The 16,707-nt window shown below is 39.6% G+C and carries 14 protein-coding genes; 8 read left to right on the forward strand and 6 right to left on the reverse strand.

What is annotated here, in order from left to right; translation table 11 throughout:
* Positions 1-5: 5 nt before the first annotated feature.
* Positions 6-611 carry a hypothetical protein gene (locus tag ACST14_RS03635; RefSeq protein ID WP_459460654.1) on the forward strand — a complete coding sequence of 202 codons (606 nt, stop codon included), beginning with the start codon at positions 6-8 and terminating at the stop codon, positions 609-611.
* 2 nt (positions 612-613) lie between these two features.
* Here the strand turns inward: ACST14_RS03635 and ACST14_RS03640 are convergent, their stop codons facing one another.
* Both ACST14_RS03640 and ACST14_RS03645 read right to left on the reverse strand, forming a co-directional pair.
* Positions 614-1,873: an MFS transporter gene (locus ACST14_RS03640; RefSeq protein WP_459460656.1), complete on the reverse strand. Its 1,260-nt coding sequence runs from the start codon at positions 1,871-1,873 to the stop codon at positions 614-616.
* Between the two features lie 151 nt (positions 1,874-2,024).
* Positions 2,025-2,837: an MOSC domain-containing protein gene (locus tag ACST14_RS03645; RefSeq protein WP_459460658.1), complete on the reverse strand. Its 813-nt coding sequence runs from the start codon at positions 2,835-2,837 to the stop codon at positions 2,025-2,027.
* Between the two features lie 117 nt (positions 2,838-2,954).
* Between ACST14_RS03645 and ACST14_RS03650 the strand changes: the two genes are divergently transcribed.
* Entirely contained in the window at positions 2,955-4,262 is a 1,308-nt protein-coding gene (locus ACST14_RS03650; protein ID WP_459460660.1) for a TolC family protein, read from the forward strand.
* Here ACST14_RS03650 and ACST14_RS03655 read toward each other — a convergent pair.
* Positions 4,233-6,035 carry an ABC transporter ATP-binding protein gene (locus ACST14_RS03655; RefSeq protein ID WP_459460662.1) on the reverse strand — a complete coding sequence of 601 codons (1,803 nt, stop codon included), beginning with the start codon at positions 6,033-6,035 and terminating at the stop codon, positions 4,233-4,235. The two genes, ACST14_RS03650 and ACST14_RS03655, sit on opposite strands and share 30 nt — an antisense overlap.
* An 89-nt stretch (positions 6,036-6,124) precedes the next feature.
* Here ACST14_RS03655 and nusB point away from each other — a divergent pair, with 89 nt between their 5' ends.
* From nusB to ACST14_RS03685, 6 genes are read left to right on the forward strand one after another with little or no spacing between them, the layout of a single operon-like run.
* A complete protein-coding gene (gene nusB, locus ACST14_RS03660; RefSeq protein ID WP_459460664.1) occupies positions 6,125-7,288 on the forward strand; it encodes a transcription antitermination factor NusB in 1,164 nt (387 codons plus the stop codon).
* A 2-nt stretch (positions 7,289-7,290) separates the two neighbouring features.
* A complete protein-coding gene (locus ACST14_RS03665) occupies positions 7,291-7,587 on the forward strand; it encodes a YtxH domain-containing protein (RefSeq protein ID WP_459460666.1) in 297 nt (98 codons plus the stop codon).
* Between the two features lies 1 nt (position 7,588).
* Complete coding sequence (locus ACST14_RS03670; protein ID WP_459460668.1) at positions 7,589-8,029, forward strand: DUF1573 domain-containing protein; 441 nt, start codon at positions 7,589-7,591, stop codon at positions 8,027-8,029.
* A gap of 4 nt (positions 8,030-8,033) precedes the next feature.
* A complete protein-coding gene (gene yajC / locus ACST14_RS03675; protein ID WP_459460670.1) occupies positions 8,034-8,336 on the forward strand; it encodes a preprotein translocase subunit YajC in 303 nt (100 codons plus the stop codon).
* A 4-nt stretch (positions 8,337-8,340) separates the two neighbouring features.
* Positions 8,341-8,940: a dephospho-CoA kinase gene (coaE, locus tag ACST14_RS03680; RefSeq protein ID WP_459460672.1), complete on the forward strand. Its 600-nt coding sequence runs from the start codon at positions 8,341-8,343 to the stop codon at positions 8,938-8,940.
* A 23-nt stretch (positions 8,941-8,963) separates the two neighbouring features.
* Positions 8,964-10,772 (forward strand): DNA polymerase III subunit gamma/tau, encoded by a 1,809-nt coding sequence (locus tag ACST14_RS03685; RefSeq protein WP_459460674.1) that lies wholly within the window; start codon positions 8,964-8,966, stop codon positions 10,770-10,772.
* Here the strand turns inward: ACST14_RS03685 and ACST14_RS03690 are convergent.
* The 3 genes from ACST14_RS03690 to ACST14_RS03700 are packed head-to-tail and all read right to left on the reverse strand — an operon-like array spanning position 10,769 to position 16,691.
* Positions 10,769-12,016 (reverse strand): glutamate-5-semialdehyde dehydrogenase, encoded by a 1,248-nt coding sequence (locus ACST14_RS03690; protein WP_459460676.1) that lies wholly within the window; start codon positions 12,014-12,016, stop codon positions 10,769-10,771. The two genes, ACST14_RS03685 and ACST14_RS03690, sit on opposite strands and share 4 nt — an antisense overlap.
* 1 nt (position 12,017) lies before the next feature.
* Positions 12,018-13,670: a CotH kinase family protein gene (locus tag ACST14_RS03695; RefSeq protein ID WP_459460678.1), complete on the reverse strand. Its 1,653-nt coding sequence runs from the start codon at positions 13,668-13,670 to the stop codon at positions 12,018-12,020.
* Positions 13,671-16,691 (reverse strand): BamA/TamA family outer membrane protein, encoded by a 3,021-nt coding sequence (locus tag ACST14_RS03700; RefSeq protein ID WP_459460680.1) that lies wholly within the window; start codon positions 16,689-16,691, stop codon positions 13,671-13,673.
* Between the last annotated feature and the right edge of the window lie 16 nt (positions 16,692-16,707).

Here is a 16,707-nt window from a genome sequence, read left to right on the forward strand (position 1 = left end):
TTAACATGAATTTTCACCTGCCCAGTACATTCCAATTTATACATTCACATCTTCCAGCCAACACAAAAGGAGTAGGTATCACGACTTTATCAAAGCGTAACTTATTTCAATCAATTGGTGATTTTTTTGCGGAAAAATCGGGTAATAAAAGAGTATCCTATATAGCTGTGGGAGATGATTTTATTCATCAATTGCATTTTCAAGGAACTGATTTAATTGCTGAAAAATCAATTCAAATAGAGCAATTGGATCATTTTTATGTATCTGAGGGTCAAACTCCAGATGGAATTATACACCACCTATCTTGTGATGCGACCATTATCAAATCTAAAAAGAAAATGGAGGATGTGCACATAAAAATCCTTCCTTGCCTTTTAGGTGAAAACGCTTCTAATATTCAGGTAATCCAAACCATTCAATGGGCACAAGAATCTAAGAAATCAATCATTGATATCTTGAAAACTTGGCCAGAACGAATTGAAAAATACAAAGCAAAAATCGCGGCTGAAGAAGCGGCGGCCCTGAAAGCAGCAGAGGAAGCGGCAGCGGCACTAAAAGCGGCGGAAGAAGAAGAGAAACTAAAGGCTGCAGAACAAAAAACTGCGGAATAAAATTATTCGTTTATTTTTTGGTCTACATTCAAATCGAATAATTCTTTCGAGGTAATCGCAACTAGGCTAACGAGTACCATCGTCACCCCCGCTCCAATTAAAACGGAAGGAACAGTTCCGAAAAACTTAGCCGCTACACCTGATTCAAAAGCTCCCATTTCATTCGAAGTACTCACAAAAACACCGTTTACCGAGGATACACGACCTCGCATTTCATCCGGAGTATAGAAGCGAAGAACGGTTTGGCGAATCACAACGCTGATCGAATCAAAAGCCCCAGTAAAAAAAAGAGCTGTCACTGAAAGCCAGAAATTAGTCGATAGCCCGAATACGAAAGTGGCTATTCCGAACCCTGCAATTGCCAAAATTAAATTTCTCCAAGCATGTTTTAAAGGCGGGAAATAAACTAACGTAACCATTGTTACCACGGCTCCTACAGAAGGCGCAGCCCTTAAAATGCCCAAACCTTCTGCTCCTACTTTCAAAATGTCCTCCGCAAAAATGGGCAAAATAGCTATCACGCCACCGAAAAGCACCGAGAACAAATCCAAGGAGATAGAATAGAGGATAATTTTGGTCTTAAAAACGTAGGCAATGCCTTCTCGTAAACTGTGCCAAATCGATTCATGATGTACGGTTTTTACAGGTACGGGGCGATTATCTATTTGAAAAATACACACCATTACACCGAGCAATAAGGCAATAACCGTTATCAATGAGCCCGATAAACCTGCATAAGCATACAGAAATCCGGCCACACCTGGCCCTAAAATAGATCCTAATTGCCAAAAAGAGCTATTCCACGTTGCGGCATTCGCAAACACTTCTTTAGGTACTAAAAAAGGATTTAATGAGGAAGCGGCAGGGCTGAAAAAACCTTTGGAAAGACCAATGATAAAAATAACCGCATAGATCGAATAAATATGAAAATCAGGATCTGCGGATCGAAGCTGCGAACTCGAATACAATAAAAAGATGGAGGAGGCGATGATGAGGGAAAGCGTCACCTGCATGATTTTTTTCTTATCTCGGTTATCGGCAAAATGCCCTCCAAACAAGACCAAAGAAATAAAAGGTACAGCTTCTGCTAAGCCAATCAGACCCAATGCCAAAGGATTATGGGTAATCTTATATATCTCGTAGGCTAAGACAACTTCTTGAATCAACAAGGCAATGGTAAAGAGCGTGTTTCCTGTTACGTAAGCCCTAAACTCTGGAAATTGCAATGCTTTATAAGCGTCTTTATGTTGAAAAAATCCCATGCAAAAGATAAAATAGTGGACTCCAAAATGCCAAATCTGCCCAGACTCGTTTATCCTCTGAAAAAGACAAACGGGACAAAATGAACGTTAACCCAAATGTAACCAAAAAAGGCAAGACGATAAAATAGAGCTCCTAAGCCTAAATTTGACTTTAATAAACCGCGTCCTTTGCTTCGATTAGCTCGACGGCAGAACCCACTTGTATAGATCCTACAGTAATAGGTACAAATTGTTGTCCAAAAAAGACTTTATGATTGATTGTCCGAAAAGAGGCCAATGCTTTTAACGTCTTTTTATCTGATTCGCCTGAGAGAGGATCTACATTTACTAAGGAACATCGGGCACAAGGTTTGGCACCAAACAAATGAACCTCCCCTATCTTTATTTCAGCCCAGGTATCTTCCACAAATGGAACAGCTGAATTCACTATGATATTAGGGCGAAATCGCAAGCGATCTATCGGTTCAGTCAAGTGTTCTTCCAAAGCCTGATAAGACGCCGATCCGATTACTAAAAGCGGTAAAGAATCTGCGAATGAAGTGTTTTTAGTTAAATCGGTCTGGTATTTTGGCTTTATTTCACGCGGTTTTTCAGCTGAAATTCGCACTAATTTAACTTCCTCTAATAAAGCCTCCGAAAACCAAGACGACCAGTCATCTAAAACCTCCTGAGCCTGCAATTGATCTTCCCAAATCTCTATTGAAATCCAAGCACCCAAGGTGGGATTCTCATTTAATTCTTTCTCTAAACCACTTACGGAATCCTTCACCAGAAATCCGTTAGCGGATTCAGAAAGTATAAATCGCGTTAATTCTGGTCGAGTCCGCTGCGTGATAAATTTACCCATAGCATCCACCAACATAAATCGGCGATCACCACGTAAACCTTCACGCTCTAAGACCGCATTTTGCAACGAAATAGCCCCTAAGGACTTGATGGGATAGATATACAGATGAGAAATCATAGAACAAATGTAAGCTATTCTGATAAAAAAGCCCTATGAGTACTTGTATGCTTTAGCCTTCCTAATGTGACAAGATTTTCATAAGTTTGTTTTATTGATTGTATTCAACCTATACTTATGAAACATTTCCGCTTAGTCTTGCTTGCCATTTTATGTCCTTTATTCGTACAAGCACAACAAGTAATCACATTAGAGGAAGCGATCCAACAAGGAATTTCAAAGCAATATTCGATTCAGATTTCAAGACAAAGGGAACGAATCGCAGCTAATGAAAATACCCTAGGGAATGCAGGATTTTTACCCACCATTACGGGTACAGCTGCTAAAAATTATACGATTTCGGGTCTAGATCAGTCGTTTTTTGGCGGCTTGCGCCCTCCATTAGTACAATCTGGTGTTAATTCAAATTCTGGAAATGCGGGCGTGGTGATGGCCTGGACTCTTTATGATGGTCAAGGAATGTTTATCCTGCGCGATCGTTTCAAAGAATTACAAAATTTAGGGGCTAAGCAAACAGAAACGAACATCGAAAACTTAATTGCGCTGATTTCGTCTACCTATTATGATCTAATTCGCCAAAATTTGCGTGTAAATAACTTTAAAAAGGGCCTCGAAATATCAAATGATCGATTAAAATTAGCTAAAGATCGCTATGAGGTGGGTCAAGGTTCTAAAGTAGACTATTATTCAGCTCAAGTAGATTATAACGAGGACAAAGCGCTATTAATCGCTCAGGAGCAATCCTTCACCAATACTAAAATTGGATTCAACACTATTCTAATTAAAGACTACAAATCTGATTTTCAAATCAATACGAACATCGACTTACTACCTAAACTAAAGTTAGGGGAATTGAAAATGAGTGCCTTGTCACAAAATCCGACCTTAATCGGCGCCATTCTTTCGAAAAAAATCAGTGATTTAGACACTAAAAGTTTACAGAGTCAACAAAAACCGCAAATCGATTTACTAGCAGGCTATGCGATGAATAATGTAGCGAATGGTGCGGGTTTTGGGGTAGAAAAAGGAAGTAGTGATGTGTTCAACTATGGCCTAAGGGCAACGATCAATATTTTTGATGGATATAACCAAAAACGTAGAATCCAAAATGCGAAAATAAACGCAGAAATTGCCGCCATACAAATCGAGGACTTGAAAAATGCCCTATTATCGGCTTTAGAGAGAACGTATGTTACCTATGAGAATTCGATGAATTTGATTCAATTAGAAACTGAAAATTATACCATTGCGAAGCAAAACATCGACATCGCCTTTGATCGTTTTAAAGTAGGGATTGCAACATCATACGAATTACGCGAAGTGCAACGTAATGCTGTGGCTGCTGAAACGCGTTTAATTGAAGCTAAATTCGCGGCTAAATCAGCGGAAATAGAATTAATTCGATTGAGCGGAAACTTGATGTAATTCCTCGTTTAATTGTTGCTGATACAACTCAAAATACAAGGATTTCTTCTTCATTAATTCTTTGTGGCTTCCACTTTCTAAGATTGCCCCTTCTGATAAAACAAAGATTCGGTTCGCTAAGCGAGCAGATGAAACGCGGTGAGAGATAATCAAAGAAGATTTTCCTGCTGTCACCTGCTTTAAATTTTCTAAAATCGTATGCTCGGTATGCGTATCTACGGCGGACAAGCAGTCATCTAGGATAAGCATTTTAGGATTTTTTGCCAAAGCGCGAGCGATCGAAACGCGCTGTTTTTGGCCACCTGACAGAGTAATTCCTCGTTCCCCTAAAATCGTTTCGAATTTATCTGGAAACTCCATAATATTATCGTACACATCAGCCTGCTTTGCTGCCACTTCGATGGCTTCTTGCGTCAGTGTATCATTCCCAAAACGAATATTATCCGAAATACTAGTCGAAAACAAAAACACATCTTGCGGCACAAATCCCACAAAAGAACGAACCCAGGCAATATCCCAATCTTTCAAGGAAATACCATCCAGTAAAATTTCACCTGATATAGGATCATAAAAACGCGCCATCAACAAGGCTACGGTTGATTTTCCGGAACCTGTTTGGCCTAATAAAGCAACCGACTCTCCTGAATCAATCCTGAAACTCACGTTTTCTAATACAGGACGGTCAGATCCAGGATAGGTGAAATTCACTTCCTTGAACTCCCAATTACCAGTTATCTCCTGGCGAATTTGTTTTCCAATCGTTAATTCAGATTTGGCCTCTAAAAATTCGTTAATCCGCTTCTGAGAAGCAGCGGCTCTTTGTATCTGAGAACTTGTCCAACCTAGGGCAGTCACCGGCCAAGTAAGCATGAAAACATACATAATGAACTCGGTGATATTTCCCACACTCATCCGACCAGCTATGACCTCTTGAGAGCCAATGAATACTACTAAAATCGTGGAAAATCCTACAAGCAATGCAATCAATGGGGTAAATAGCGAATCCACCTTCACTAAACCGAGGGACTTTGCTCGGTATTCATTGGATGCCAAGGCAAATGAATCCACGGATCTTTTCTCACGTACAAATGATTTTAATACCCGAATTCCTGAGAATGCTTCTTGGGCAAACGTAGATATCTGCGATAAGGCTCCTTGAATCTCTTCCGATTTTTTTATAATCACTGAATTCACATAATAAATACTCAAGGATAAGATTGGTAAAGGCAAAAGCACATACCACATTAATTTCTGATTAACCTGCCACATGGAATAAATCACCAGTATAAAGACTGTGATTAAATTAAGCCCATACATCATACTAGGGCCCACATACATGCGCACTTTACCCACATCCTCAGAAATTCGAGCCATTAAATCGCCCGTATTTTGTTGTCTGTAGAAGGACAAGGGTAATGTTTGGTAATGCGTATAAATCTCGTTTTTTAATTCATATTCAATGTGACGAGACATAACAATCAGGGTTTGACGAACTAAAAAGAGGAAAACACCCTTCATAATCGCCATCAAAATAATTAGGCCACCATAGAAAAATAAAGTGAATCCGAAGATTTCGTAAAAAGCTGTTTGGAGGGTAAATCCTTTGAAAAGAAAATAGATGTCGATTGTTTCCGTCACTAAATCGAGGGCATAGCGGACTAATTGCGCTGGAAAAACACCGAAAAAATTAGAGAAGAGCGTAAATAGAATTCCTAGGATTAGTAGCCATTTATATTTCCAAAAATACTGATTGATATGACTTAATGCGCCCATATAAAGATTAATTGAGTGCAAAGATAGGACCTTTATCAATTAAAATTCTTAATTTTGAGATTCAAAACAAGACGCTCTTTTTTTTTCGGATGGTTAATAGGAGATTACTACGGGTCAAAGCATTTCAACAATTGTATGCTTACTATACCCAAGAACGTGCCCAGTATCAATTAGCTTTTGATGGTTTAGCTACCATTTTTCAGCCTGATTTATCCTTGATGGTCTCTAAAGAGGATCAAATGCCTCGATTAGAGGGCCTAAGACAACTAGCCGAAATTCAATTAAAAGAGCATTTCCAAGAAATAACTTCTGAAGAAACAATTCCAGTAGAAGCACAAGAGGCAGCTCAATCGGTTTTCCAAACTTACCACGCTAATGTTAAGCAAATTGCGGAAAAGCTGAAAAAGGACATGGTTTTGGAAGTGGAATCAATCAATAAGCAGTACCTGAAAATTCTATTTTATTTACAGCAATTGCCTTTAATTGCGCTTTGGGATGAAAACAGACGCCTTTTAGAAAATTCGACGAAGACTTCCTTGTTAGCTAAAAACAAAGTGCTTTATATACTTTCTAAATGGGGAGATTTACAACGCGCCTTCGATAAGAATCGCATTGGCTGGTCGGAAGATGAAGAAAATTTAATCAAAAAATTATTTATCGAGAATATATTGACGGACGAAACCTTCTTAACTTACCTTCCTACCTCAGGCAAGAAGTTTGAAGATGATTTAGAATTCGTCAAACATGTGTTGAAAAATTTCCTTTTAAAACACGAGTCGATGACAGAGTATTTTGAGGAAAAAGATTTAAATTGGTCTTTGAATAAGGATGTGGTAAAAAGCATGGCAAACAAAACCTTTAAAATAGAGGCTTTGGAGGACATGAGTTTACAGCCACTCGCGATCCAATGGGAGGACGATAAATTATTCTTTGAGGAGTTGTTTGATTACAGCGTGACCGAAGACAAGCAATTAAGCGCTTGGGTGGGTGATCAAACTAAAAATTGGGAATCTGATCGCCTAGCGGTTTCGGATTTTATCATCTTAAAAATGGCCTTGGCCGAGATGGTTAAATTCGCTAGCATTCCAGTTAAAGTAAGCATAAATGAGTACATCGAACTAGCAAAAAACTATTCGACACCTAAGTCAGGCCAATTTATTAATGGTATTTTAGACGTGGTTTCGAGCCGTTTAGTTCACGAAAAAGTGATTAATAAATCTGGTCGAGGATTAATCGACATAGCTAATAAATAAAAATGAGCAAATCATCTAGATCTTTTTGGGCATTCGTAGTAGGAGCTACTGCAGGAGCCATTGTAGGAATTTTATATGCTCCTGATAAAGGAGAAAATACCCGCAATAAATTGTATTACCAATTGAATAAATACCGTGATCAATTGAAAGAATTAATCAACGATATCGTGGATGGCAAAGAGGTAATCGAAACCACAGCGAAATCGGAAGGTAAAAAGGTCGTTCAAGACGCGAAAATCAAAGCAGAAAAATTGCTAGAAGACGTGGAAAAAATGATGACGCAAATTAAGGCTAAATAAGATGCGTGTATTCCTCCTTTTATTTTGTCTAATCGGAATTTTATCCTGTGCGAACGAGCAAAAAGAGGCTAACAATGCAACCGAAAATGCTATACCGGCAGCCTTAAAACCGAGTGAGGACAAGCATCCGATTCTAAAAGTAGATAAGCCTACTGTTTCATTAGGACGATTAGTCGAAGGGGATAGCGTTTTTCATACGTTCAATTTTAGAAATACGGGAAATCTGCCTTTGAAAATTATCTCTGTGAATTCATCCTGCGGGTGTACAACACCTAAATGGAGTACGGACATCATTCAACCTGGAGAAAAAGGTTTCATTCGAGTGAAATTTGATTCTAAAGGAAAAGAAGGCAAATTGCAAAAAACCATTACCGCCTACTGTAATACGCTTCCAGCGGAGAACAGGATGGCATTCAAAGTAGAAGTCTTACCTAAAAAATAATCTAATGTTATTACTACAAGCACAAAGTCCAGCCTACATGCAAATCATCCTTTTTGGAGGAATTTTTGTTGTATTTTATTTCTTTATGATTCGTCCACAACAACAAAAAGCAAAAGAGGCGAAAAAATTCATCGAAGAATTAAAGACTGGCGATAAAGTCGTTACCATCGGAGGAGCACATGGAACTATTGTGACAATCCGCGAAAAAACAATCGTGGTAGAAGTTGATTCGAGTAAAGGAGTTCGTATGGTATTCGAAAAGACAGCTGTCTCTAAAGATGCATCGTCTCGTTTAACAGAAGAATAAAATAATGACCATAGGCCTGAAACCTTTCATTGGAATTACAGGCGGAATAGGATCCGGCAAATCAACCATTTGTCGGATTTTTTCATGCCTAGGCATTCCGGTTTTTGAGGCCGATAAAGTGGCCAGAGAGATATGCGAGAAGGATGAAGCGGTAAAGGAGGCCATCATCGCTGAATTTGGCCCTAAATCCTATCTTCCAGATGGCAGCTATAATCGCGCGTGGATCAAGGGATTACTTCAGAAATATCCGGGCGATATCGCTCAACTGAATTCCATCATTCATCCGGCTGTTCGTCGCCAGGCGGCAGACTGGATCTCATCTACACCGGCAGCTCCCTTTTGCCTGTATGAATCCGCCTTAATCACTCCACGGACCAAACCAGAACATATTTCGCAGATGATTACGGTAGATTGTCCTTTGAGCGAACGTATTCAAAATATTCAAAAAAGAAGTCAGATGAGTTATATGGAAACGATGCAAATGATTGACTTACAACCGCAACCCAAAAACTACCTTTGGGGGGCTGATTTCGTGATTACGAATGGTAAAAATGATCGAGTTTGGCCACAAGTGATGAATATTATGGAGGTATTTGGGAATTAAGGCTTTAAAAAGTAAATTTGATTATGGAAAATTTTGTCGTTTCAGCGCGTAAATACCGCCCTACCCAATTCGATTCAGTGGTAGGCCAAAGTCATATCACAACTACCCTCAAAAATGCGATTAAGTCAAATCACTTAGCGCAAGCCTTCTTATTTTGTGGGCCAAGGGGAGTGGGGAAAACAACTTGTGCGCGTATTTTAGCGAAGACCATTAATTGCCAGGAATTAGGAGCAGATGGAGAAGCGTGTGGAAAATGTTCCTCCTGTCAATCATTCCAAGAAAATACCTCGTTAACCATACATGAATTAGATGCAGCGTCGAATAATTCCGTAGAAGACATTCGTAACCTGATTGATCAAGTTCGGTATCCTCCTCAAAGTGGAAAATACAAGATCTACATCATCGATGAGGTTCATATGCTTTCTGCTTCCGCCTTCAATGCCTTTTTAAAGACCTTAGAAGAGCCGCCATCCTACGCGATTTTCATCCTTGCGACTACGGAAAAACATAAGATTTTGCCTACGATTCTATCGCGCTGCCAAATCTTTGATTTCAATCGCATCCAATGGAAAGACATGGCGTCACACCTATCTGCTATAGCCGAAAAAGAAGGAATCACAGCTGAACCCGCTGCCCTGGAATTGATTTCCATTAAAGCAGACGGAGGACTAAGAGATGCTCTCTCGATGTTTGACCTAAATGTTACCTATTCGACTGATAATTCGCTCAAGCACGCGGATGTGTTAGAGAACTTGCATATTTTAGACAGTGATTATTACTTCCAATTAACTGATTTCTTCGTCCACCAAAACCATACGGATGCACTTGTTCTGTTAGACGAAATCATGCGCAAAGGTTTCGATGGGCAACAATTTATCGCTGGACTTTCAGAGCACTTCCGTAATTTGTTGTTTGCAAAAGATCCTAAGACGCTTGCCTTAATGGAATTAAGTGAAGAGAACCGAGCTAAATTCCAAACGCAATGCGCATCGAACTCAGCCTCTTTCTTATTATCAGCCATGAATCTTTGCTCTCAATGTGAGATTCATTATAAAGCAGCCAAGAATTCTCGTTTGCATGTCGAACTGACCTTATTGAAAATTAATTATTTGCCGTCGGTCTATCAGCCAGTAGCACAACCTGCGGTGGAGGGTGGCGCCGGAAAAAAGTCTGAGAGTAAACCGATAGCCTCGGCTGCGGTAGCTCCTGTGGAAGCCGCTACAGCGACTATAATTGAAGCGCGCGCCGCTGAAGCACCGGTAGCTGAAGCGCCTATTGCCATCGAGCCAGAAATTCCTACTGCAGAGATTACAGCTCCGGCGACTCCGGCAACTCCAGATCTTATCGAAATTCCTGCTTCAAGACCTTCAAGTCATGGCTTACGGAGTGCGAAAAAGGTAGCCAACTCAAATCAAAGTGAAGAAAGTAGCGAGGCTGCTAATCAAGGTATTGCGCAAAAAGAGCCATTTACATTCGAGGAGCTTAATTTAGTTTGGACTAATATTGCCCAAGGCTTTAAAAAGGGCAATTTCATCAATAAGTATGTAATGATGAACCGAGAAATTAGTCTCATCGATTCAGTCATTCATATGAAGGTGGAAGGAGAAGCGCAAATGCAACAATTTAACGATTCCCTTAAACTGGAATTAGTCACACAATTAAGAGAAAAACTGAAGAATGATGCCATTGACCTCAGTTTAGATATACTGGCAGGTGATGTAAGCGATAAAAAGTTGATCTATACGCAGTCGGATAAATACGATTTCTTATCCCAAAAATACCCGATTCTGGTGGAAATGAAGCAAAGAATGGGATTAGATCACGAATTTTAACGAATTTGGCCTTGTCCTTTGCCGATCCATTTTTCGGTCACTAATTTTTCCAAAGCGAAGGGGCCACGGGCATGTAATTTTTGAGTAGAAATGCCTATTTCAGCTCCTAAGCCAAATTCTCCTCCATCCGTAAATCGTGTAGACGCATTCCAATAAACGGCCGCTGCATCGACTACCGATAAAAAATAATGGGCTTCCACCTCATCAGAGGTAATAATCGCTTCCGAATGACGGGATGAATAAGTGCTAATATGAGCAAGCGCCTCTTGAGAATCGCTAACAACTTTTATAGAACAAGCAAAATCCAAGAATTCCCGTCCAAAATCAGCTTCACTCGCCTTTTCTAAAAAAGGATACGGTAGTTTTTCAAGAATTGAAAAAGATCGCTCATCAGCAAAAATCTTAACCGAATAAGCCTCTAAGGGTTCAAGTACCTGAGTCAAGAATTGACTTGCAACCGACTGATGAATGATAATAGTATCTAGAGAATTGCAGACTGAAGGTCGGGATACTTTGGCATTCACCACAACCTCTACCGCCATATTTATATCTGCTGAGGACGCCACATAGGTATGGCAAACTCCAGCACCTGTTTCGATCGTAGGAACGAGAGATTCCTTTCGAACCCGTTGAATTAAAGCCTCCGAACCACGTGGAATAATCACATCGATATACTTAACTGCCGTCAAAAGCGTAGTTACGTGCTCCCGATCAGGAGGCATTAGATACACTACATCGGCTGAAATTCCCTGCTGCGTCAATGCCTGATGAATCAAATCAACTAAAATAGTATTCGTATTCAGCGCGTCAGTTCCGCCCCTTAAAACGGCAGCATTTCCGGAACGGATACATAAGGCAGCCACATCGATCGTTACATTAGGCCGAGATTCAAAGATCACCCCTACTACACCAAGGGGTACTGTGACTTTAGTGAGCTCTAAGCCATTAGCGAGTTTTTTCTGCGATATGGTTTGACCACTTGGATCTGGCAGTTTAGTCACCGAAATGACACTATCAGCCAAATTTTCAAGTCTTTCTTGAGTCAACTGAAGGCGATCGCGCATCGGATGATCGATAGTCATTTGATCCAAATCCTTTTGATTCTCTAAAAGGATTGCGGTTGATTTTTCACGAATTAAGGATGCTAAACTTAAAAGAACCGCATTTCGGGACTCCCCGCTTGCCATCGCTAAAGAGGATGCAGCTGTACGGGTGCGCTGAAATTGATCTAGTATAGTAGACATTTTAATTCGATACGTTTAATCTGATTTTTTGCCAGGATCCTTCTCCAGTGGTCCATTGAAGAATATAAGCACTAGACGGTAAACTAGATAAATCCAAAGGATAAATTTGCTCTCCAGCCTCAAAATTAAGGCTTTTTGAGGAAATTAGGACACGTCCTTGGTTATCAATGACTTGATAATTCACCGTCGAAGATTTTTCTAAACTAAATTTCCAATAAAATAAGCCTCTGGAGGGATTCGGATACACCATGGCCTGCGTTTCCTCTAATTCATTACCCAGAATAGGGCTGCCGAAAAGAGTCATTTGGGCGTCCAACCACGTTAGTCTACCTTGAATCCAGTTTTTCAACCAATTTACTTCATCTGTTAAACTAGAGCCCACATAATAATTAGGCCAAATTTTCCTGCCCATTAAAGGGTACTTCTGAAAATTTCGCGATAGTGGATCTTTTAATGCCGTCTGAGTCGAATCAATGGAGGCATAGATAGCGTTCGTATTCAGAAAAGTAGACCGTACATCCTTCCAGCGTGTGGCTAAAGCCTTACGAAAACTTGCATCTTGAATTAATTTATTCCACCAAAAAGGCACTTGCCAGTAATCCTTGGAACCCGCATCAGTCTCCATTGCTTTGTAGACAAATCCATCCGTTTTCCAGCCATTTAAATAGTCAGCATTCCCAAAGGCAATGTTAAAATCCCAAGCCGGACCCATCTTAATCTTTCCACCTAATGACTCTTTGTCCTTGTATAAATAGGTGCTCAATCGATAGCCGTCCACATTACGGGTTACCTCATTCAAAATGAAATAATTAACAAAGGAGGGCATATCCATCATATCCCTAAAACTAGCTTTCGGATCATTCATATTCTCCGTCATCAATTTCTGTTCCCATTTATTGATATAATCTCGAATATAAATCAATTGTTGCTGGGTGATGATGCCATATTTCGGGTATTCTATTTGAAATTCGCATTTTTGAGTCGCAAGTATACCTGACGTATAATTACTCTTAAAAGTCGTAGAAGGGGAACCACTTGTCTTATCTATTTTCAGGATATAACCACCCGTTACATTATCCCCTGCATTTTCTGTCGGGTATAAATCAGAGATAGGTACGCGATTTTTCCCTTTCTTGATTTTCTCCATTAAGACATAAACTCCTTTGTATTCATCATTAATGATTAGCTCGATAAATTTAGTCTTACTATTCAGTACGCCTAAACGCCCGGCGATCATCTGGGCAAGAAAATCACGCATAAAGGAACGGTCATTATAGGACGCATTTAATACCCAATCAGATTCCTCAGGCATTTGAACCAATGACAATTTTTTATCTATTACACCTGAGGTATCGGCCCACAACTCAATTCCGTAGGGCTTTTTAACATAACCCGGAAGAAAATAAAAATCGGCTTGCGAAGTAGACCCTCGGAATTCGATACCAGCTACGGTCGTAATAGTTGGACTATCAGATACTTGATTTAATTTCCCTGGACCTTTATCAAAAATCTCCATGACTATGGGGATTTTAGGTTCATCCTGAATAACCCGAGTTTTGGTATTAATCCGAATGATAGGGAGATTTGAAACGCTGAGACTTTGGGAAAAAAGAGCCCAAGGCAATAAAAGAAGAACAAAAAGGTTTTTATTCATCTAAAAATCGTAACCGAGGGTTAAATAGGTGATGGGGGATTTAACTTCCTTATTTTCTAGGCCAAAGGCGTAATCTAACTTAACAAAGTAACCAAATACCGTCGCGCGAGCTCCGATTCCATATCCTACTAAAAAAGGGTTACGGTAATCGGTAACAGTCGCTCGGAAAGGATTGGTATTGCCACCATAGATATTGGTATTAAATCCATTCGATTTCGCAAATGGGCTAGAACCAGACCAGGCAGTTCCGACATCAGTAAAACCAACAAGTTGCAGCGAATTTAAAATAGAAGAGGACTCCATGGATAGTAAAGATTTCACTGGAATTCTTAATTCGGCATTAAATAATAAATGGCTATTACCACTTAACTTATTTAAGGCAAATCCTCTCAATGGAGCCACAAATTGACTCATAAAAATATCCCGATTTGCTAATCCGTCTAAACCCAGTGGGGTTTCTTGATTACGGGTCTCTGATATATTGAATAACCAGTTATCCATTCCTCCTAACATAGAAGCTTGTGTTTTCGAGCCTAGTTGATGAGAGGCTGAAAAGCGAGTGGCTAAATAAAAGGTGTTAGTCAGCTTCTTATAATAACGTGCATCCATGCCTAATCGAACAAAATCACCGGTATTGATTATATCCTTGTGCGCTTCGGCTAAAAAGCTGAATTTAAAACCGGTTCGTAAATTTTCTCCCATGGGAACCGTATTATCAAATATATAATTCAATTGGGTGCCTGCATAACCTGAATAATCCTCCTGGGCATTTAACGAATATTGACTAAATAATCGGTTAGTCGAGTAGGTACCAGTGACAGTTAATCTACTTAATAGACTGAATGGATAAGTCGCACTCAAGGCAAAACGATTAAATCGAATCTTCTGAGCATCTGCTTCCGTATCCTGACCTAAAACTTTACGATCATACCTAAATGTCCAATCTAACTTGTTAGCTAAATAACTATACTCCCCCCAAAGATCCGTATTTCGAAGATTTGCAGTCAAAAATATACCTGCTTTAAAAAGGTGATTTTCCAACAGATCATTTGCTTTTACCTCATAAGCATAGCCAATTCCTCTAATCGGATCTGACTTAAATAGCCCTTCAGAGCTATTCATTACGAAGGAATTTTCATAATCTAAGGGACCTATTAATTTACCAGGCTCTCTTTTTAATCGAATCGTTTGTTGGCGTTCTAAACGTGCCCGTCTTGACTTTTTGGCAAGATCATTCGTCTCTGTCAGCAGCGGTTCGATGGAATTTAAAACGATGGGATCGACAATAGTGGGTATCCAGGTAGAATTAGTCAATTCATCTAAACTAGACCACGAATAGCGGGCAATTTTATCTACCAGTATGGTATTTTCTACACTCGAAATTCCAGAAGGTGAAATTTCGAAATTATCCCAAGCAACGGAACGCACCGCCATTTGCTGAAAAGTGGTATCAGACAAATTTAAGCGAATGAGTCTATTGCCTTGATTTTGGGCTTGTAAAAAATAGGCAATAGAATCCGATCTGAATTGAAAATTAAATAGGCGTCCGGAAGTGGAAAACAAACGAGACGGATTTTCTGGTTCATCCGGACTCCAAATAAAGGCAGACGTAAATGGCGCTACCGGTGCAGGCAAAGAATCAATATAGCGATCAGTCAAATACAAAATTCGATTATCGGGTAAAAAGTGTGCTTCTGTTTCATCAAAAGCGTCTTTCGTCACTGGATTCAAGCGATTTCGTTTCAAATCATAAATCCCCACATCCACTTGGCCTTTTTCAATCACCCGAACTAGCATTTTAGTCCCATTAGCAGACATTTCCATGTCTAAATAAGACAGATTCGCTATCTTCTTTTTATCCTCCCCTTTCGATTTTCCAGATTTGTCTATTTGAAATGTCTTGAACCAGCTATACCCCTGATCTGAATATAACACAGCTAATTGATTTTTAGAACTCCAAGACAACAGAGGCCCCTTACCTGAAGTAACCCGATTAACATCTTTCAAACCTGACTGTAGTATAATCTGAGTTTTACTTTGACCTATGGTATGTAAATTAACACTGAATCGACCCGCTTCGTCCGTCACCCAAACCTCATGTAAACCATCAGGACTAAGGCGATAGGAACTCAAAGAGGTTTGAGAGACCTTAAATTCCTCAGTGGAGAAAACTTTTTGAGAATTAACTTCTAACTGTTTCGCGTCATTTAAATAATAATCAAACCAATCCTTTAGAAATTTAGAAAATGGTTTACGAATAGTGCTCGAAATACTAGATTGCTCATTGCGAATGATTCGAGTTAAATTTAGAATATTACCTACGGACTGTTTACCATAAGTGGATGCTATATAGAACCAGATCGATTGCCCTAATAATTCCGCCTCTTTACCTTTCGCTAAAGGAAGTTTTCGGATTTTATTCTCACTAATGATTTGGTAGGTAAAACGTCTCATATCAGGTGAGTCCCCGGATGCAATATAGGCAGCCATACCGAGTACATACCATTCCGAAACGTTCAAAAGTAAGGAGTTTTGCAATATGTCCCTCACTGTTCCTCCATACAAGAGATCTTGTAAATAAACGCGGGCAACCTGCTTAGTTAGTTCCTGTTTAAAAGAGCCTAAATTATCTTTAAAAGCTATTTCGACACGAAATTTAGATAAATTCTCCTCCTCCACATCCTTTGCATTAGCTAAAGAAATTCCACTATTACTTTGTAACCAGGATTCATGATTTGGATAAATAAAGATCTTCACTTTTTGAACCGGAGAATAAGAAATCAACTCCGTAACTCGCACAAAATCAGCTTCTAAAAAGGCCAAAGTTGATTTAGCCATTAGCTCATTTTTCTCTAAATAATATATTTCAAAATTAGAGCTGCCCACAAATTTCCATTGAAATTTCTGGTATTGAATCCGGTGATTTTCTGAAACCCATTGAGAGCCCTGTGCTTTTAGCTCTGATAAGCCAATAGTCAAGATCAAAAGGATAGCCGAGAAAACGGATTTTAAAAGGTGCATTAGGCTTAAAGACTTT

This window comes from Aquirufa sp. A-Brett2-15D, from assembly GCF_054558735.1.